Below are 20,036 nucleotides of genomic sequence, written 5' to 3'. Positions count from 1 at the left end.
ATATAATTTAAATACAAATGTTTAAATCAAGAAAGGAGCTTCATGATGTCCGAGTCCAATTCTGCTTTTGGCCAGGCTCTTGTGAAATCGTTAATTGGAGAACGCGGACATATTCCGATTGCCAGAGCCTTGCCGGATATTACATCCGAGCTCGCCGGACAACGTACGGAAGGGATTCCGTACAGCATTTATCAATTATTGAGGCATATGAGCTATTGGCAGGATTTCATGCTGACCTTCCTGGAGGGGGGCAAACCGCAAGCACCAGGAAGTGTGATGGAAAGCTGGCCGACAGAGGAAGCACCCGGGGACGAGGCAGAATGGCAGGACACCGTGAGTCATTTGCTGCAAGGCGTAGAGAAGGCGGTTGCTTTTGCCCAGACCGTACAGCTGGACGAACCGCTCCCCGGTTTTCCGGGGGAGACCAAGGGCGGAATTTTACGGAATATCGCCTCTCATAATTCCTACCATTTAGGAGAAGTTGTTCTGCTTCGCCGTCTACACGGGGCCTGGCCGCCACCTGGCGGGGGCTATCCCGCCTAATCCAACACAAAAGAGGGAATTGAAATGATGATTTTGAGTACTATACTTGTCGCGCTAGTAGCGCTGGAGCATGTGTATATTTTGGTCTTGGAGATGTTCATGTGGACCACCCCAAGAGCACAGAAGGCGTTCGGAACCACCAAGGAGTTCGCGCAGGACACGAAATCACTCGCAGCCAACCAAGGGCTGTACAATGGTTTTTTGGCCGCCGGACTGGTGTGGGGCTTGTTCCATCCGAATGCCACGTTCGGATTCCAGCTTCAGCTGTTTTTTCTAATCTGTGTCGGGGTTGCAGCGGTCTATGGCGGCATCACGGCCAAGAAATCCATTCTGTTAGTCCAGGGCCTCCCGGCTTTTCTGGCGATAATCGCCCTTCTTCTGGCGAATCTGTAAATCTGATTTTTGACCATTCTATTCGAACATGCGGATGGCTTCCAGATTGAGGAAAGACATTCGTAGGATAACTAAGTAAGAGGGGGCCTATAAGCTATATATTAGCTGCTTAGGCCCCCACTTGCATTCTATTTAATAGCTATATAAATCTCCAATTCGGCGTTTGCCGGATCCAAATCCCTCGCATCATATCGCTCAAAGTCGCCAGTATAGGTTCTTTCATCCGGTGATTCCTTGAAGTAAGTCCAGATCTCATGCCACGCCTCAGCTACTACTTCGTGCACAGGCCCTTTTTTCGTCTTAAATACGAGGTATTTACTTTCGGGAACGACCGCAACTGCATAATCATTGTTACCTTGAACCGAATCACTGCTTGATTCATGCCCAATGACAACCGTGTAAGCTCCGCTGGCATCACTCTCATAATCCGTATACACCGCGTAAATGAAATGCGGATTCCTAGCCCCGGCTGCAGTTACGAGATTGCTCTGAAAATAAGTCTCCCACAGCTTGGACAATTGCCCTTCCGGTCCTGCCTCTGCGGCGTTCGTAGTACGTACAGATACTCCGGTAATTATCAGTTTTGGCTTGTGAATTGAAAAAGTGTTCATGGTCCATCCCCCTCTTGCACTCAATTATACAAGGAGAAAGTAGACAGCTTGCTGTCATGTTTAACCGTTATCCCCCAAATCCACTATGACACCGTTGTTCTCCAGATTCTGAATGACCTGCTCCGCTTGCTTATTCAGCGGGTTATCTGCCAAAAATACTTCTTTTAAATGCGGCATAGTCTCCAGTACTTCAATATCCTGAATGAGGTTATCATCCAGATAAAGATGCTCCAAGGTTGAGTTATTTTTTAACGGCGTCAAATCTTTAATTTGATTACCGCTCAGTATGAGCCATTCTAACTTCAAATTCTGAAGAGGTCTTAGATCTGCCACCTGATTATTGCCAGCCAGAAGATCCGTCAGCTTATGTAGATTCTTAAGCGGTGCTAGACTCTTTATCTTATTGCCTTGAACAACCAGATTTTCCAGTGAACTTAACCCGGATAGCGGTGAAAGGTCAGTAATCTGATTCCCGTCAACGGCTACAAACGTCAGTTTTTTCAGCTTACTGAGCGGTGTAATACTTTTAATCTTTTGGCCGGGAACAAACAAGCTCTGCAGGTTAACGGCATATTCAAGTCCTTGCAAACTGACGATTTTATTCTTGGATTCCATAGGATACAAAGAATCCAACTTCTGCAGATCAACTGCCTTCACCTCTTTATTAGCCGGCAGCTTTAATTCCGCCCGAATGGCTTTTGCCAAAGCCGGGTCCGTAATGAGAGATGCGGCCCAAATGGATGTTACCGGTAAGAATACGACAACCAAACAGAATACGATGATACTTTTTACTAATTTAGCAGGCATTTAGATTCTCCTTTTTATAAACCTGAATAGTGACCCTCCTTTCTTTTATCGGATTTTTCACAAAAACTTACAGCACCTCTCCCATGACTCTATGATTATCCTGCCTTTGATTCATGAGGTATAGCCCCGTATTAAATAAAAAAAAGCCTCCAAAACCACTGGGAAGCGGAATGGAGGGCTGCTGTGATTTTATTAATGGCTTGTTGGTTCTGCACTAATTACTTTGTCGCTCTGTTCCCTTTTCCTGTTATTCACCGAATACAAAACAAACAACAGAATAAACCACAGAGGCGTAAACAATAATGCCGGACGCGTATCTTCAGCAAACAGCATAATCACCAGTATCGCAGCAAACAAAGCTAAGACCACAACATTAATCGCCGGCGTGAACGGTGCTTTGAATTTGGATTTTGCCTGCAGATCAGGCCGGGTCTTCTTATATTGGATATGGCATACGAGAACCACACCCCACACCCAGATAAAACAAATGGCACTTATAGTGGTTACAATTCCAAAAGCCTGCTCCGGAACGAGTTTGCTCAGAAGAGCCCCGGCAGATATGACAAGCGTGGATACGAATAACGAATTCCCGGGGACATGATTTTTATTCAGTTTGGCAAAATGAGCGGACGCCCGGTCCTTCCGGCTCAGATTATATAGAATCCGGCTGGTCGAGAACATCCCGCTGTTGCATGCGGAAGCGGCTGAAGTTAATACGACGAAATTGATAATCCCCGCAGCGATTGGAATCCCTACCAGACTAAAGGTTCTCACAAAAGGGCTTTCCGCCGGACTGAGCTCCGTCCATGGGTTAATGCACAGCAGGACGAATAACGCACCAACGTAGAAGAAGAGGATACGCAGAGGGATTTTGTTGATCGCGGACGGGATATTTTTCTCCGGATCTGCAGTTTCCGCTGCCGACACCCCTACTAATTCCACGCCGACATAAGCAAATACAACCATCTGGAAGGAAAATAAAAAACCTTTCACACCGTTCGGAAACACCCCTCCGTGTTCCCACAGATTCCGGACCGTTACCGATCCTGCATCCGTTTTGAGCCCCATAATCAGGAAAATGACGCCAATACCGATTAACGCAAGGATCGTGATGACCTTGATTAGAGCAAACCAGAACTCGAGTTCTCCGAAGTTTTTGACGGTCAGTAAATTAAGTCCTAACAAAATGATCAGGCAGACGACAGCCGGTACCCAATGCGGAATATTGAACCAGTACTGCACATATACGCCTACTGCAATTACATCAGCCATGGCCGTCATGATCCAGCAGAACCAATAGGTCCAGCCCGTGATGAACGCGACCCGGGGACCCAGATAGTCTTCGGCAATATCCGTGAATGACTGATATCCCGCTTTTGACAGCAGAAGCTCTCCAAGTGCCCTCATTACGAAAAATACAGCGATACCTACGATTAGATAGGTAATCATGATGGATGGCCCTGCCTGCTGAATCGCTTTACCCGACCCCAGGAATAATCCTGTACCAATGGTGCCTCCGATGGCGATCAGTTGAACATGCCGGTTTGCCAGTTCTCTTTTTAATTCGGTTTGTGCCATACCTTATTCCCCCTTATGAATACATACATTGATGCACAAAAAAAAAGAGACTGGATGTCATCCAATCTCCCGGTTCATAAGAATAGGAAAGAATACTTGCCTGCTGATGCATCAGCATGACAAATACATTCCGTACTCTTCTGTCCTTTTGCCTGAGATTGTGAACCCTTCGGCGCCGCGAAATTCCGCGGTCTCTCCAGAAGCTGCTCCTGCTATAGTGTGATCCATAGCAATCATAGCTTGCGAATTATGAAGTTAATGTACAATGTGTTTCTGATATTCTAACATATTACTTGCGATGTGAGTGTTAGATCAGTGATAAAAGTCTCAAGCTAATTATTTCCAGATTTCTTCGGCAATCTCTTTAATATAGGCCAGTTTGTTCCACTGCTGTTCTTCTGTCAGGCGGTTGCCTTCTTCCGTGGAAGCAAATCCGCATTGGGGGCTTAGGCAAATCCGGTTCAAATCGACGTATTGCTTCGCTTCCTCAATGCGCTTCAGAATATCCTCTTTGTTCTCAAGCTCACCAAATTTGGAGGAGAACAGGCCAAGCACAACCTGCTGATTGTCCTTCAGGAAACGAAGCGGCTTGAAATCACCTGCCCGCTCTGTATCAAACTCCAGATAATAGCCGGAGTAGTTATCAATGCTAAGTAGCGTTTGCGCGATAGGCTCGTAACCTCCGCCTACTCCAGCATAAGTCGAAACATAATTGCCCCGGCAGACATGTGTTGTAACCACGAGATCGTCCGGCAGACCCGATACCACCGCCTCGTTCAATCTGGCAAATTCATCCGCATAATCAGCCACATTCACGCCAATCTGCTGCATGAATGAAATAAACTGTTCGTCGCAAAGTGCCCCCCACGTGCAATCGTCAATCTGAATACTGCGGCAGCCTGCTTCATAGAAGGCAAGAATCGACGCTTTGTACGCCTTGGCAATATCCGACACCAGTTCCTCCCGATTCGGATAGATGGCGTTCGTAGTTTCCTTATTTTCTGCCCGGTCCAGCTCGAACAGGAATTGCGCAGCCGCAGGAATTGATTGACGCGCAACAACGTCTTCGCCTGCAACTCCTTTTAGGAATGCATAATGGGATACAAAAGGATGACTGCTGTAACCTATTTTGCCGGTCAGGCGGGCGGTTTCCGGTCTGGACTGTGCGCCGTTGAATTGATAGCCCTGGTCAATAATCGTCCGCTCTACACCGTCAAATCCCCAGAAGAAGTCCAAATGCCACCAGGAGCGGCGGAATTCACCGTCGGTTACCGCTTGCAGGCCAACCTCTTTTTGTTTCTGTACGAGCTTAATGATTTCGGCGTTCTCCACTTCCTGGAGCTGCCCGGCAGTAATTTCACCGTTCTTGAATTGCAATCTGGCCTCTTTCAACGCGCCCGGGCGCAGGAAGCTGCCGACAATGTCATATCGGAATGGAGTAATGGTTCTCTTCTTAGGTTCGGTTTGTGTGCTCATAGGTTAATCTCCTCGTAAAATAGAATGAATTCAATATAGCATACCCAATGGATATGCCATTCTACGAAAGAGATATAGCAGGCTATAGGAATTGGTTATAGCCGGAATGAGCATTGAAACTTTGACTTAGCATGTGAACTGCGGCATTATCGCATGATCTTCCTGACCCACTTGACCTTGTCGCCATAAGGCGGAAATAAGAAAGGGATATCCAGCTTCGTGCTCTTGGTCAGGACGCTTTTGGTATGGGAGAACAGTTCGAAGCTATATTTCCCGTGATACGCGCCGATCCCGGCATTCCCTACTCCCCCAAAGGGCAGGTGGTGATTGGCAACATGGCTGATCGTATCATTCACACACCCGCCGCCGAAGGAGACTCGTGAGAGTACTTCCTGCTCAACCTGAGATTGTTCGGTGAACAAGTACAATGCCAATGGTTTGGGACGGGCGTTCACCATTTCAATGGCCTCCTCCACCTGACGGAAGCCCATAATGGGCAGTATTGGCCCAAAAAGTTCATCCTGCATCGCAGGGTCCGACCAAGAGGTAGCGGCAAGAAGCGTCGGCTCGATATAGAGCTCCTCTCTGACTGTTGTCCCGCCCGCAAGCACGCTATTGAGCTCCGCTTCCAGAATGGCGGCCAGCCGGTCGAATTGGCGTTCATTAACGATTCGGCCATAATCCGGACTAACTCTTGCGTCCGGCCCGAAGAAGGTGGCCAGCACCCTTTTCATCCGGGTAATCAATTCCTCTCTAATCTCTTCATGGGCAAGCACATAATCCGGGGCAATACAGGTCTGACCGGCGTTGATCATCTTCCCCCAAATTATCCGTTTGGCCGCAACATCGAGATTCGCAGTCCGCTCGACGATTGCCGGACTTTTGCCTCCAAGCTCCAGCGTGACGGGCACAAGGTGCTCTGCTGCGGCTTTCATGACAATCTTTCCAACCGGCACACTCCCTGTAAAAAAGATATAATCAAAAGGAGCATGAATCAGCGCCGAGGTGGTCTCCTTCTCTCCTTCAATCACCCGGATATACGTCTCGTCAAAGGTTTCACCGATGAGCTTTTTAACGGCAGCAGTCACTGCAGGGGTATTCTCGGAGGGTTTCAAGACTGCACTGTTCCCTGCCGCAATGGCTCCGATCAGCGGCTCAATCAGCAATTGGAACGGGTAATTATAGGGTCCGATGATTAGAACGGTTCCGTAGGGCTCTTTATACTGGTGACTTCTGGATAATGCAAGATAGAACGGTGTTTTTACCCTTTGCGGCTTCATCCACCGCTTCAAATGCTTGCTCATGTAGCGGATGCTGTCCAGCGTATAGCCTATCTCCGTCGAATAAGCATCAAATTCACTTTTGTGCAGATCCTGATACAACGCCGCCAGTAACGTCTGCTCGTTCCGTCTGATCGCGTCCGCCAGCTTTCCCAGCTGCTCCAGACGAAACTCCACGCTTCGCGTATAACCGCTATTGAATCTCTCGCGGTACTCCTGCAGGATTTCATTTACCTGCTCCGGGTTCCACTGCTTCATATTCCTGCTCCTTTTTAAATAAAATAGGTTTAGAGACAATCCCGTTCCAAAGCCATTAGAAGCCTTCTTAACAAGTCCACCGATTCCTGCATAGACAACTCATAATATCGCTGGGTCCCTAATTGCTCAACTTTGATTACTCCTGCATTCCTGAGCAATTTCAGATGATGGGACACTGCCGGCCGGGACAAAGTCAGCTTCTCGGTAATTTCATTCACCGTCATCCTGCCATCCTCGGATAGATGGAGCAGAATATCCTGACGGTGCGGATCGCTTAAAACTTGAAGAATTGGAAGGCTTTCGCGAAAAATCTGCAATGCCTGCTTTCCCATACTGGTGCCTCCCTGTCTCTGTAGTCTAAATGTTTAAACATTTAAACCAATGGTATAGTCTTATCTTACACTTTGCTTATTCCATAAGCAAGAGTGCTCCGATGAGTGGATGATAAAATGCCGCCTCTCCACAAAAAAGAAGGTGCGAGAAGCCGGTTCATCACCGGACGCTTCTCGCACCTTCATCTTCTTGTCTGTCTAGATCAACGCGTTGAAATGGCCCTCTGCATCAACCGTTGCCGTCCGGGGATCGGTCAGACCGATTCCCTTGAATCCTCCCTTTTGTTCAGTCCGCCAGACCGGGGAAGAGTCTTGAAGCGGAGGCGCCGGTACAAAATCGACGGAGGTGATACTCCCGCTTTTCTGCACCAGTTGGGCCTCAAGCAGTCGAATTTGCCGCTGCAGCTGCTCACGGCGGTAGGGAGTCTGCCGATCTCCACCCTGCGCTGCATTCACCTTGTCGAGTTCCATCAGCAGCCGGCTCCGCTGCTTCTCCAGGGAACTAACATCGCTTTGTGTGCTGCCGTATGCTGCAACGGGCTGTACCGGGCTTAGGCCAAATACTGTCTGTGCCGCCATGATCTTTCCCTCCGTTTCCTTGGCCCTCATTCTCAGTTCAGGCCTTTCGAAAGTTCTAGTCATATCTATTACCCGGCCGTCGCCGCGATGACAACATTCCATCGGCATATCCAAAAATAATCGTCGCATAGTCCCAGTCTGCTTCTTGTTTCGACCCTCCCTAAGGCCCACACTGAAGCCCTCAGGTGCAAATTAATGCAAATGCCGGAGCATCTTTAAGAAAGAGATTCTGAAAAGTCTATTTTTTAAACAAATCCGGCAATATGTCATAAATATATTGGTTCACCCAATTCCATGCATGTGTGCCGCCATCGCTGACGATAAAATAGAAATTCCCTTTATTCATGTCCGCTGAATATATGAAATTCTCTTTGAGCTGCTTCATGGCATCGATCTGAGGCTTCATGTTCGGATAAGCGATGTCCAAGCTGCCTGTGGCGCAGAACAGGTAGTAATCCTGTGGCGTGTAACCGGATTGTTTGGCTACATTGGCAAGATACGCCGCGGTTTCCTGTGCCTTGGTTCCTCCACCTCCCTGACCCATGATCCAACTGTCACCGCTCAGTGGCATATAATACTTGAAATAATCGAGACAATTGATGAACGTATACCAAGTCGTTACAGACCCCATGGAGAACCCGCCGAATGCCCGATGCCCTCGAGATGCTTTTAAATCCTCAGTACTAGCGGACGCTGCATAAGTATGGTATTTGGTTTCCACCATTGGAACAATGTCTTTCATTAATTCCTCGGGGAAGTACTCTGGTTCATTTTTCCCTCCATAAAAGGTAGGTGTCACTACAATAAGCGGCTCAATATCACCTTTGGCAATCATATTGTCCAGGATTCTCTTCATCTCTTTGCTTTCGCCGGGGCCGCCAAAAATGAGGTTTTCATTCTCGCCCCCGCCATGCATTAGGTACAGCACATTATATTTCTTACCAGCATCAGAAGCGTTGTAACCGGGGGGAAGATAAACGTTCAGCTTCTTTACGTCTTTCCCATTATTAAGATTAGTCGCAGTGTATGACAAACTTTCGATGGTACCCGGCTGGTTACTCTCTAATCGATATTCGTCCGGAATCGGTGTAAATTCCTTCTCATTTGCCGCTTCCTCGGTTAATACCAGCTTGCTGACCGCTTCTTTTATAGCAGCGTATTGTATGTCGATTTGGCTCTGGGTAACCTTCTTGCCGTTAATAACACCTTCTGCAGCTTTAACGGCAGCTGTTACAATACTTGCATTTTGGTAACGTGTGAGATCAAGCTTTTGCGTACTCTTGATCAAATTCAAGAGATCATAAGGATTTAGTCCACTGACAGCATTTTTGGTCTTACCTGTGAGAAGGACATTTCCGAACTTCCCTGTATCGTTCCATGCAGTGCCTGTAGAATCAAACGCATTAATGGTCCCCGCCCGCTCTGAACCTTTAGCATCGTTAACCTGCAGCTCGATTCCGATCACTTTTCCGTTTTCAGGCTTCTTTTGCAAAGCAATTCTTGCCTCCACTATATAACCGTCCTTCACTTTCTTAGTAGAAGTGTAAAACCGTTCACCATTCCCTACGTCAACAGACTGAATATTTTCGTAGTTGACGCGGAAATGCATATCATCGACACCATATTCCTGTGACTTGTCATTGTTCTCATCCAGGAAAATTTCCAATGAATCTTGCATGTATGGCGTTCCGGATTGTACAGACAGGTTCTTATCTTTGATTTCTGCAAGGATATACAGGGCCTTATCATCCCATAATGCTTTAAATACAGCCGAAGTATCGATACTACCCGATACATATTTCGGTGTAATCCTTGGCGCGTTATTCCATATATTATCTAATGTACCGTCCATTACCGGCGAACCGAAGTAGGCAACCATTCTCCCTTGGGCGTCCAATCCACTGCTGTCTACCGGTATTTTTTGGGGCTCCACCTGTGAGTTTGTGTTTTTCTTGACCACATTGATTTTGGCAGTCAGGGTTATCGACTCTTTATTTTCCTTTATCATTTTACACGTAATGGTTGCAGCACCCTTGGCAAGCGCTTTCACAATTCCGGTCTGATTAACCGATGCCACCGATGGATCACTGCTGCTCCATTGAAAGGTCGAACTTGACTGCTGGTTAGCAATCTGCAAAGTGAACGTTTCCCCAACCGACAGTACTATAGTTCCCTTGTGTATAAATCCAGGTTTATCCTTGGGTGACGCTGCCGACGCATTTGACGATAAGCCTAGAACATTTGCAAATATCATGGAGAAAAGAGCCAAGAACACAACTGGTAACCGAAATTGCGTTGTACCTTTCTTCAACAATATCGCCTCCGTCAATGAAATTGGTACTTCTGATGTAGAGCCGCACCTCGCTTTCCACAAAGGATATCATACGAGAATTGCTTATCCACTCACTTGCAATTACGTTTTAGCAAGCGGCTTTATTTTATCTTATTTCAATATAAATATCAATGTGTTGAGAACGAATGCAAACACATATAATCGATCATTTCCATGGACTGAAATATAGGCTTCTTTAACTTTATAAGTGAGATGTACTTACAGTAATTTAGCTAAAACGACAATGCCAATGAGTTGTTCAGATCAAAGCGGGTCTGCGGGTGAGGTAAGTGGTGAAAACGATCGAATGGAGGGGGAGACGTAAAAAATGAAAAACCGCATCCTACTGGGGATTCGTTAAACCCTTATTGTGAAAATAAAACATTTTCAGAATCGCATTCATTTAATCAGTAATTTTTTTAAGCTCAAAAATAGTTACCTCTGATAACAAGATAAGCCTATCGTTATTAACAACTAAAAAGCTTAAACCTACAGGTATGCTCATTTTTGTCGATTATAATTTTATCGCCAATAAATATTAACATTATTTATGAAAAGGTTACCTTCCGCATAGACGGCGAAGGGAGCGTTCGGGGACATGCTCACCTTAACGATCTTGCCCCCGTTCGATCCTGGAATTTTCAATTCGGAGACGGCTGTATTCGGGCACATTCAAGTTGTTGAGTTCTCATCCAAATGATAGATTAGTTGCACTAAGCCTGAGGAGAACTTTCTTGTACTAACCATTTTCAAATTCAACCTCTGTTTTATGTTCACAAAGAGCGGTTTCCCTTCTCCCAAAACAACAGGATGAATAGATAACCTAAATTCATCAATAAGTCCTAAATGAATAAAAGTTGTGATAAGGCTTGCTCCACCATATAGCCAGATATCTTTGCCCGGTTTATTCTTTAAGTTATTTACTTCTTCAAGAATATGATCATTTATGAATATTGCTTTATGATCAGTACCTGTTTGCGTTCTGGAAAATACATATTTCTCTTTACTATGAATCAATTCCCATAACTCTTTATCAGAATCCGTATCATCGATTGACGGAGTGAATTGTCCCCATAGATCATAGCTTTTTCTCCCATAAAAAATAGTATCAATTTGATGTAAGAAATCATTAAATCCCAGCTCAGGGTCCATAATGCACCAATCGACTTCACCATTTTTCCCTTCAATAAAACCATCTAAAGTAACCGCTAAATCTAAAATTATTCTTCGTTTCATGATTTGTTACTCCTTTCGTCATCTATTGAAGACAATACACAATATAACTCTCTAGTATCCATTCCTTGATTCCTCCCTTCTATCCTGTATGTTACATTGAAATTACGACAAAACTTGTCGTAATTGGGGATACCATACCAAATTAAATCCGTCTGCTTTGTATACGTTAAAGCCTTTGTATATGAGTATTAGTAAATAAAGAATCCTGATATTTCAACCCAGCACCTATTGCTCTATCCATACAGATATGAGCGATCCAGATGATCGATCCTACTAATAGATAATCATTTGAAAAATATAAGTAAGCTAACGCAAAAAGCAAAGGAAAAATAAAGGTGTGTCCCAAATTATAAACAATCGCACCTATTTTCTTATTCATTGTGTACCCAAGCATTGTAAGGTCAGGAACGAATAAAAGAACAACAAACAACCAAACGGGATACTGTAGCTGCATGTAAATAAAAAAGGAAAGTGCTAAGGCAAGTGCATATTCAATATGAACGATTTGTTTATTCGTCATTATCTCTCTCCTTATAGATCTTTTTGAAATAAACCAAGCATGAGTTTTTCAATATCTTCTATATTCTCTAAATACTTCACCTCACTCGCACGTTCTTTAATGGTCTGCACGACTTTCAATCCCTGTTGATAAAACCGGATTTTCTCCTCAAGTTTCATGATTTTTTGATCGAATAACAGTACTGTTGTATCCTTACATTCTGATGATATAGATTTGTTGTCTCGTAATAGAAGTAATTGTTGAATTTCCTTTATTGTAAAACCTAATTGCTTTAATACGATGATAAGCCGTATCTGTTTTTCACATTCTTCATCAAATTCCCGATAACCATTTTCTCGCCTTATTGGATTCAATAAGTTCTCTTTCTCATAATAACGAATGGTATCCGGTTGAATCTGATACTTGGTCGCAAAATCCTTGATTTTCACTTTAGCCCTCCCTTCAGTAAAATCATAACATTGGAGTAAACTCCAAGGTCAACTATTCATTCGGCCTATTTTCCCCTTATAATTGATTGATACACTGGAAGCACTGATGCTGATTTATTTTCACTGGAAAAGTGGGATGACGATATGAAAAAAATATTATCTTTTATGGATTGGGGCCTATTTGCACTTCGATCGTATCACTATATTTTGCTAGCGTCCCGTCTATTGCAAGAAAGTGAATTTTCGTTCCTAACGGTAGTGAATATCCTTTGGCTGATTCTAGCGCTTGTCGTCCCTATGCTGTTCTGGTTCCCTGGGCTTAGAAATAACAGGACTTGGTTCTGTATACTGGAGCTGTTGCTGGGCGGTTCGTATTATGTAAATTCTTCCATCCATCCGGATCTGACTTCAAGGGCGGACTATTTGCTGCTCAGTCTTATCATGGGATACTTAATGACGAAGAAGACGATCTGGGTTATTCCTGTGCTGGCTTTCATTCCTTTTTTATCGCAGACTTACTTGCATTTGCCTTGGGAGCAGGCGTTTAGCTTCGCATCAGACAATTTGCTGTTCTGCTTTATCGGCATATGGGCGAGCTCCGTAGCCAAAGCATATGAAGAGAAGAATAAACTGGCACTAGAAGTGGAGCGGCAAAATAAGCTGCTAACCCTCTACTCTGCGGAAATAGAGACAATGACGCTTCAGGAAGAGCGCAACCGTATGTCGAAGGAGCTTCATGATACATTGGGGCACTCCTTTATCTCGCTTATTATGAGCCTTGATGCTTCAATTGCCCTTCTGGATCGGAAGCCTGAAGAGGTTAAAGGCCGTTTAATCCGCTTAAGGGCACTCGCTGAACAAAATCTGGACGACATGCGAAACATTGTGCATGAAATGGGAGAAGAAGAGGGGGCGAGTATTACACAGCAGGTAGAGAACCTCGTCCTCCGTTTCCAAGAGCACACGGGAACTGTAATAACCGTCAATCTGCTGGGGACAGAGCCTAGAGTGCATTTTGAAGTGCGGCAAGCGGTCATACGTATCATTCAGGAAGCTTTTACGAATGCGCTAAAACATGGAAGGGCATCTCAATTGTATTTGGAGCTGGAGTTTTCCGTGAGCAGGCTGCGGTTAATTGTTCGAAATAACGGCATACCGATTAAAAAAATGGATTATGGCTTCGGATTGACCACGATGAAGCATCGAATTGAGCGATTGGGAGGCAGCTTGTCCGTGGATTCTAAGGAGGAAGCTGAGGCGATTACCGAAGTCAGATGTGAAATTCCGCTGAAGGGAGTACTGCTGCATGTCGAACATTAAGGTGCTGATTGCTGATGATCAAGAATTGATCCTGGAAAGCTTACATATCGTGCTGTCCATGGAGGAAGATATCGAAATAGCTGCGTTGGCAAAAAACGGGGAGGAAGCCATTCATGGCTGTGAGCAGTATCATCCCGACATTGTGCTGATGGATATCAACATGCCTGTCATGGACGGCGTAGCTGCAACTGCCCTGATTAAGAAGCGATTTCCTGACATCAAGATTATTATGCTGACCTCTTATAAGGAAGTAGAGTATGTGCTTGCGGCTTTAAGTCATGGCGCAGAAGGTTATCTGCTCAAGGCTATCCATCCCAAGGATTTGGCTGCAGGTATACGCGTGGTTCATGCGGGAGGCACCTTAATTACCCAAGAGATGGCGGGCAAAATGATTAAAAGCATGAGCATGAACAATTCCTCCGCCTTAAAAAGTAATGAATACGGGCTCAGCGCCCGTGAACTTGAAGTGCTGCATAAGCTGGCTTCCGGCCTGCGTAATCAAGATATTGCTGAAGCGCTTTTTCTTAGTGAAGGGACAGTGAAGAATTACATCTCAACGATTTATTCGAAGCTTCAAGTCAAGGGAAGGCGAGAAGCTGCCCGCATAGCCCGAGATTCGGGCATACTGGATCACAAGTAACCATGTCATGACCAAAGCGCACTGTGTCTTTATGACTTTTTCAGTATAAACTCATAACTACCAAACGTTATAGGAGCTGATGAAAGACATGAAGAAAAAAAGGTCCCGCAACATAGAGCGGTTGCTTCGCTTTCCAATAACCTGGATGCTTGTGGGTGCGATCGCTATTATTCTTGTACAGGGGTTATTCCTTGTGCTGACCGAGCGAGTAGACGGGGCCGGTTCCCTATTCTTAACACTCCTGATGGGTTTAGTAGCCATCCTGGTGTATAAGCTTATTATGAAATACGTGGCTCTGCGGCCCATCCCAGAGCTATCCGGGCAGCACGCAGGGTTGGAAGCTATCCGAGGCGTAATCACCGGAGCGATTTTTATCGTAGTATCCACGCTTATTATTGTTATACTCGGCGGCTACACCTTTCATTGGGCGGCTGCTGCAGATCCGGGTTCTATTCTCATGACGTCGATTGAAACGGCGCTGAGCGCAGCCATTGTCGAGGAACTGGTGTTTCGTGGATTGATGTTTCAAGCTATACAGAAATTAGGGGGCAGCTGGATTGCACTCGCGATAACTTCGCTTACCTTTGGAGCCTTCCATCTTGGCAATCCAGGAGCAACACTATGGAGCGCACTTGCCATTACCCTAGAAGCAGGGGTTCTGCTCGGAGCTGCATTCTTGTGGCGCCGTAATTTGTGGTTCGCCATGGGGCTGCATTTTTCTTGGAATGCACTTGAAGGTTCGCTTGGCATTCCTGTGTCCGGACTCCCTGCGGCCGGGTTGTTTACTGTGAAGGCAAACGGCGCAGCATTGCTCACGGGAGGGGATTTTGGCCTGGAGGGCTCCATTGTTACGGTGATCCTAGGACTTGTGATTGCCATTCCGATGCTGATCGGCGCTACACGGAAACGGCCATGATTTGTTTCTCTCAGATTAGGATGGAAAGTTGGATCTTGCAAAAGTTTGTCCAGCTCATGAACTCGCGAATCTAAACTGAATTAGCCTTTTGGATAAATAGTATAACGTAAATAAAGTTCCCCACAGCATGCTGTGGGGAACTTTATCCCATCAGAGGCGAACCGCCAATGCTACTCCCCTTGTCCGTTCGCCGCTCCCAACCCTCCACCATATTCAATTAAACCCGCCGTTTACGCGTATCGTTTGTCCCGTTATCCAACGGGCTTTGTTGCTGACGAGCAACTCGAGAACATTCGCAATGTCCTCCGGTTCGCCGAGCCGTCCGAACGAGTTCATTCGACGGAACGAATCGACCAACTCCGGTGATTTGCCGTCCAAGAACATATCGGTTGCCACTTGCCCGGGTGCGATGCAATTGATGACAATGTCCTTGGGACCGAATTCCTTGGCCAATTGACGTGTTAACTGCTCAATCGCTCCTTTCGTTGCAGCATATACGCTGTATGTTGGAAGCATAGCACCAGAGACGGACGATGAGAAGTTAATGATGGTTCCGCCTTGCATCATATGCTTCATCGCTTGTTGGCAAGCAAAAAGGGTCCCTTTCACATTGAGCGCGAAATGCCGATCAAAAGTCTCCTCCGTAATATCAGCAATCGCATGATTTTCCATGATGCCAGCATTATTGACCAATATGTCCACACGCCCAAAGCGTTCTAGCGTTTCCGAAAACAACACTTCAATTTCGTTCACCTTGCTCACGTCGGCTTGGATTGATACCGCTTGGCCGCCTAATTGCTCAATCGACTTTACCACCTCGTCCGCTTTGCCCCGGTTCGAGGAATAATTGACAGCAACCTTCGCTCCGGATCGCGCTAATTGGATGGCCACTTGGCGACCGATGCCCCGTGACGCCCCGGTGACAATCGCGACTTTTCCATGCAAACTCATTTCCGTTCCTCTCCTTTATCAAGCTCTGAATTCAGCCACTATTTGCTAGGTTTTGCAATTTCATTATAGTATGTAATCTTAGCATGCCGTTAGACCATTCCTGTTCGATCCTTGCCTAATTCTCTTCCGTCTCCCTATAATAAAGTGAAAATTTACCTTTTTAGAAAGGAAGGCCTACATTGACCATGGACGAGTCGCTTTGCATGGAACATGCCTTGCAGCAATTGGCAATCTTAATTCGCCGCCATGCTCCAAATGCGGGAACTTATCAGACGGCGGTTCCAAATTTATCCGTGATGCATGCCACCCAATTGTCGGAACCGCTGGAATCCGTCTACCAACCATCCATTTGCATCGTGGCGCAAGGTGCTAAGACGGCCACGCTGGCTGGTGAAACCTACCGGTACGATTCTTCAACATACTTAGTCACTTCCGTCGAATTGCCGATACTGGGCAGAATAGTCGAGGCATCCGCTGAGATTCCCTACTTAAGTATAAAACTGAGCTTCGACGCAGCCTTCATCCTGGAGATCGTAGAAAAAGTGCCTCGGCCGGCTTCCGCAGGAACGGAAACCGGCCGAGGCATAACCGTGAATCAAACTTCTCCTGCTTTACTGGAAGTCATCATGCGGCTCATGCAACTGCTCGATACGCCTGAGGATATTCCAATTCTTGCGCCGCTTATTATCAGGGAAGTTATATATCGATTGCTTCAGGACGAACAAGGGGCACTCCTTTATCAATTTGCGACAAGCGGTAGCCATTCCTATAACATCGCTCAAGCAATCCGATTCATCAACCGTCATTATGACCGCCAACTGCCTATAGGCCACCTCGCAGAATCCGTGAATATGAGCATATCGGCGTTTCATAAGCATTTCAAGCGCGTCACCGCGATGAGCCCTTTGCAATACCAGAAAACGATGCGTTTACAAGAAGCTCGACGGTTAATGCTGACGGAATCCCTTCAAGCCTCTGATGCGGCGTTCCGTGTCGGCTACGAAAGCCCGTCCCAATTCAGCCGTGAATATGCCCGCATGTACGGCCGACCACCGACGCGGGATATTCAAGAGTTTCGCGATTCGACCTAAGAATTTTACAGGCTCATGTAAAATATTCGATTCTTCAAAAAACATTCGTCACTTGTGATACGGTTCTCCGTGTTTCATTAGATGGTAAACCAACTAGAGAAAAAAACAGAAGGTTATCTTCTTGATTTTCTTCCGGTTTTTTTCACTAAAAATGGTGCCCCTCGCCATTTCTCATCTCCATTTTACTCATTACCGTACATGCGCCGCATTGGGGGCACCTCAATCATCCAAAGCTTCAATGATAGGCATTTTGCTCTCAATCTACCAAGTTTTCAGTAAAAACCCGCACTTGATTTCGACCAGCTCTTTTGGCAGCATAAAGTGCTTCATCCGCTTTTTGAAGAAGTTGATAGATTGTTTCCTCCACAGCTCCAGTCGTTACGGATACTCCAAAACTGGAGGTAACCGTTACCAATTTCTCGTTTTCAACTAGAGGCTTCTGTTCAATGCAAAATCTAAGGTGATTAGCGAAATTTTCCCCTTCCCCTAGTTTATAACCAGGTAAAGCGAGTACAAATTCTTCACCACCATATCTAGCAAATAGTATATGTTCTCCCATCTCAGCCTTACATATTTGAGCCACATGTACTAGCATTTGATCTCCGGTTTGATGCCCATGAGTGTCGTTGACTTTTTTAAAATGATCAATATCAAATAGAATAATCACAAAGGATGACAATTCACCCTTTGCTTTCATTAAGCTTTGCTCACTTTTCTGGAAAAAGGCACGCCGATTGTATATTTGTGTAAGATCATCACAATAGGCTTGACGCTCTAACTTTTGTTGTAATGTATGTAGCTCTGTTATATCCGTAAATATAATTAGTAAGCCAGAGTTGTTATTTGATTGTTGAAGCATAGAAATACGTAGCTGATAAATATAATTAGCTTGATGAATTGTAACATTCAATTTGTCTGATATCGTATCTAATGGAACAGGGAATGATTGATCCGTTAGCATATACCAAACTTGATCAAATGGCTGCCCTAACGTTGAACGGTCCAATTCACTAAACATATTTTTACAAGCTTGATTATATTCGATTAATTGATAGGTATCATTAAGCACAATTACACCATCGTTCATACTATTAAAGATCGTTTCCTTCGCAACTGGCATAATTGATAACATTCGAGAGGAAGTGATAGACCATAGGTACAAAACAGAAGAAATCCAAATAACCATTGGTACAGGATCGATACCATCGGGTGTCACTCCTATGAATAATAAAAATGCAGTTACTATTGGAAGCAATTGACCGCAGATGAGGGCAAATAACTGAGATCGATATACACTAACTGTTTCCTTCCAGCGTGAAAGTAGCAATAAGAGCGCAGCTAACATACAGCTGAAAATGTAAATATTATGTACAGCAAACCATGCCCCATATTCAATCTCACTATATGGAGCCCCAAGTACCGAATGGATATCATATATTCTATAGTAAGAATGATGGAATTCATTTGTTACATTGATGAGAAAAGTAAAACAAGGCATTGTAAGTAAAGCGATTATTCTTTTTCTCGTTATTTCATAACCCAAATATTGCATGACAAACAATAATCCTAACGGAGGGAAAAATGGCATCCCTGTATACTGTACAATATTCCAAAATCTAAGTTGTTCTAACGAAGTCGATGTTAAGCTAAAGGCATAACCAAAGCAATAAATCATTGAAGCTAATGTATTCCACATGAACAAATTAGCGATATTTGTAAAATAATGTCTTCTCCTATAAGTATAGACAAGTATAGACAAATTCAGAACAGCCGAAGTACAAACTAATGTTATATAAGCTGCCAGCCTCGAATCCAATAGTCATGCCTACTTTCATACAGTATATATATATTTATGTTAATAATATCAACATATGATTATTACTTCATGAAATAGATTGTTTTTAACTTAGCATGACACTCATGACAGTAGCAACATATTTCGCGAAGCATAAATGCTATGATTACTGTTTCGTTTATACCGATCTTTGTAAGGAGCTTGACATTAACTGTTATTTCCGCCTTAGTTATAAACGCTTTTGGCTCAAACTGTTCATTAAATTTCGCCCTACTTATGGTACGGTTCACCGTGATTGATCTTAAACTATTGACCTATCATTTGAGGGAGCGTCTACTTCAGGAGACAACGGTCATCTTACCGTCTGGTATACGAGACCTATGGCTCCAGAATCAAATGTCTTGTTTTCCAAAAGTGTAAGATTGATCTTATCCTTAAGACCTTGGAATAACGGTAACCCGCTGCCGATCAGGACGGGAGAAACCGTAATTTTATACTCATCTATTAAATTAAGCTGCATAAGATAGTGTGCTAACCTGGGACTGCCAAGGATGACCATATCCTTGCCTGGCTGCTGTTTGAGGTTCTGGATCTCTTCCTCGATACCTTCTTTCACCAGTCTGGAATTGTTCCATTCGACTTTCTCCAGCGTGGTGGAAAAAACGATTTTGGCGGTCTCTTCGATCCACTCGGCATGATTCCGTTCATGCTGCGAAGCTGATGGGTTCGAAGGCACAGAGGGCCAGTAATTGTGCATCATCTGATAAGTCCCACGTCCCCAAATGACAGTGTCAGCAGTACTCAGAATGTCTTTCGCGTGTTTCTCCAAATCAGCATCGTAGGAAACCCAGCCAATATCCATTTCACCGTTTGGCCCTTCTACAAAACCGTCAAGCGATGCGTGCAGAAATAGAACGAGTTTTCTCATTTTCAGCTCTCCTTTGTTATTG

20 protein-coding genes and 1 riboswitch are annotated in these 20,036 nt (G+C 44.9%); of the genes, 6 read left to right on the top strand and 14 right to left on the bottom strand.

Annotation, left to right across the window (positions count from 1 at the left end):
- The first annotated feature begins 45 nt into the window (after positions 1–45).
- Both ACAN54_RS12185 and ACAN54_RS12180 read left to right on the top strand, forming a co-directional pair.
- Positions 46–543, top strand: a complete 498-nt coding sequence (locus tag ACAN54_RS12185) for a DinB family protein (protein ID WP_379154692.1) — start codon at positions 46–48, stop codon at positions 541–543.
- A 24-nt stretch (positions 544–567) separates the two neighbouring features.
- Positions 568–936, top strand: coding sequence for a DUF1304 domain-containing protein (locus tag ACAN54_RS12180; RefSeq protein WP_379154689.1), 369 nt, complete (start codon positions 568–570; stop codon positions 934–936).
- Positions 937–1,064: 128 nt separating this feature from the next.
- On the opposite strand, the gene ACAN54_RS12175 is transcribed toward ACAN54_RS12180, so the two are convergent.
- The 11 genes from ACAN54_RS12175 to ACAN54_RS12125 form a co-directional block, all read right to left on the bottom strand.
- Positions 1,065–1,547 carry a GyrI-like domain-containing protein gene (locus ACAN54_RS12175; RefSeq protein WP_379154686.1) on the bottom strand — a complete coding sequence of 161 codons (483 nt, stop codon included), beginning with the start codon at positions 1,545–1,547 and terminating at the stop codon, positions 1,065–1,067.
- A gap of 60 nt (positions 1,548–1,607) precedes the next feature.
- Positions 1,608–2,354 carry a leucine-rich repeat domain-containing protein gene (locus tag ACAN54_RS12170; RefSeq protein WP_379154683.1) on the bottom strand — a complete coding sequence of 249 codons (747 nt, stop codon included), beginning with the start codon at positions 2,352–2,354 and terminating at the stop codon, positions 1,608–1,610.
- A 192-nt stretch (positions 2,355–2,546) separates the two neighbouring features.
- Positions 2,547–3,932: an amino acid permease gene (locus ACAN54_RS12165; protein WP_379154680.1), complete on the bottom strand. Its 1,386-nt coding sequence runs from the start codon at positions 3,930–3,932 to the stop codon at positions 2,547–2,549.
- A 130-nt stretch (positions 3,933–4,062) separates the two neighbouring features.
- Positions 4,063–4,142: riboswitch (glycine riboswitch) on the bottom strand.
- Between the two features lie 126 nt (positions 4,143–4,268).
- Entirely contained in the window at positions 4,269–5,408 is a 1,140-nt protein-coding gene (locus tag ACAN54_RS12160) for a 5-methyltetrahydropteroyltriglutamate--homocysteine S-methyltransferase (protein ID WP_379154677.1), read from the bottom strand.
- A 146-nt stretch (positions 5,409–5,554) separates the two neighbouring features.
- Positions 5,555–6,946 (bottom strand): aldehyde dehydrogenase, encoded by a 1,392-nt coding sequence (locus ACAN54_RS12155; protein WP_379154674.1) that lies wholly within the window; start codon positions 6,944–6,946, stop codon positions 5,555–5,557.
- A gap of 29 nt (positions 6,947–6,975) precedes the next feature.
- A complete protein-coding gene (locus ACAN54_RS12150; protein ID WP_379154671.1) occupies positions 6,976–7,278 on the bottom strand; it encodes an ArsR/SmtB family transcription factor in 303 nt (100 codons plus the stop codon).
- A gap of 198 nt (positions 7,279–7,476) precedes the next feature.
- Entirely contained in the window at positions 7,477–7,857 is a 381-nt protein-coding gene (locus tag ACAN54_RS12145; protein ID WP_379154668.1) for a hypothetical protein, read from the bottom strand.
- A 238-nt stretch (positions 7,858–8,095) separates the two neighbouring features.
- Positions 8,096–10,111, bottom strand: a complete 2,016-nt coding sequence (locus ACAN54_RS12140; protein ID WP_379154664.1) for a sugar-binding protein — start codon at positions 10,109–10,111, stop codon at positions 8,096–8,098.
- Positions 10,112–10,861: 750 nt separating this feature from the next.
- Complete coding sequence (locus ACAN54_RS12135) at positions 10,862–11,425, bottom strand: dihydrofolate reductase family protein (RefSeq protein WP_379154661.1); 564 nt, start codon at positions 11,423–11,425, stop codon at positions 10,862–10,864.
- A gap of 166 nt (positions 11,426–11,591) precedes the next feature.
- A complete protein-coding gene (locus ACAN54_RS12130) occupies positions 11,592–11,945 on the bottom strand; it encodes a DUF4260 domain-containing protein (protein ID WP_379154658.1) in 354 nt (117 codons plus the stop codon).
- 11 nt (positions 11,946–11,956) lie between these two features.
- Positions 11,957–12,373 (bottom strand): MerR family transcriptional regulator, encoded by a 417-nt coding sequence (locus tag ACAN54_RS12125; protein WP_379154655.1) that lies wholly within the window; start codon positions 12,371–12,373, stop codon positions 11,957–11,959.
- Positions 12,374–12,517: 144 nt separating this feature from the next.
- On the opposite strand from ACAN54_RS12125, the gene ACAN54_RS12120 reads away from it, so the two are divergent.
- From ACAN54_RS12120 to ACAN54_RS12110, 3 genes are all read left to right on the top strand, one after another.
- Positions 12,518–13,693 carry a sensor histidine kinase gene (locus ACAN54_RS12120; RefSeq protein ID WP_379154653.1) on the top strand — a complete coding sequence of 392 codons (1,176 nt, stop codon included), beginning with the start codon at positions 12,518–12,520 and terminating at the stop codon, positions 13,691–13,693.
- Positions 13,680–14,333 carry a response regulator transcription factor gene (locus tag ACAN54_RS12115; RefSeq protein ID WP_379154650.1) on the top strand — a complete coding sequence of 218 codons (654 nt, stop codon included), beginning with the start codon at positions 13,680–13,682 and terminating at the stop codon, positions 14,331–14,333. The genes ACAN54_RS12120 and ACAN54_RS12115 overlap by 14 nt, the downstream gene beginning before the upstream one ends.
- An 88-nt stretch (positions 14,334–14,421) precedes the next feature.
- Positions 14,422–15,249 (top strand): CPBP family intramembrane glutamic endopeptidase, encoded by an 828-nt coding sequence (locus ACAN54_RS12110; RefSeq protein WP_379154647.1) that lies wholly within the window; start codon positions 14,422–14,424, stop codon positions 15,247–15,249.
- Positions 15,250–15,462: 213 nt separating this feature from the next.
- Here the strand turns inward: ACAN54_RS12110 and ACAN54_RS12105 are convergent, their stop codons facing one another.
- Positions 15,463–16,200 (bottom strand): SDR family oxidoreductase, encoded by a 738-nt coding sequence (locus ACAN54_RS12105; RefSeq protein ID WP_379154644.1) that lies wholly within the window; start codon positions 16,198–16,200, stop codon positions 15,463–15,465.
- A gap of 185 nt (positions 16,201–16,385) precedes the next feature.
- On the opposite strand from ACAN54_RS12105, the gene ACAN54_RS12100 reads away from it, so the two are divergent.
- Positions 16,386–17,291: an AraC family transcriptional regulator N-terminal domain-containing protein gene (locus tag ACAN54_RS12100; protein ID WP_379155852.1), complete on the top strand. Its 906-nt coding sequence runs from the start codon at positions 16,386–16,388 to the stop codon at positions 17,289–17,291.
- 256 nt (positions 17,292–17,547) lie between these two features.
- Here ACAN54_RS12100 and ACAN54_RS12095 read toward each other — a convergent pair whose 3' ends face one another.
- Together ACAN54_RS12095 and ACAN54_RS12090 are read right to left on the bottom strand one after the other, a co-directional pair.
- On the bottom strand, positions 17,548–19,107 hold the full coding sequence (locus ACAN54_RS12095) for a histidine kinase N-terminal 7TM domain-containing diguanylate cyclase (protein ID WP_379154641.1): 1,560 nt from the start codon (positions 19,105–19,107) through the stop codon (positions 17,548–17,550).
- Positions 19,108–19,438: 331 nt separating this feature from the next.
- Entirely contained in the window at positions 19,439–20,014 is a 576-nt protein-coding gene (locus ACAN54_RS12090) for a dihydrofolate reductase family protein (RefSeq protein WP_379154638.1), read from the bottom strand.
- Between the last annotated feature and the right edge of the window lie 22 nt (positions 20,015–20,036).

It is taken from the genome of Paenibacillus diazotrophicus (assembly GCF_042610465.1).
Note: the sequence above shows the minus strand (reverse complement) of the source record. Positions and strands in the feature narration are given on the sequence as shown.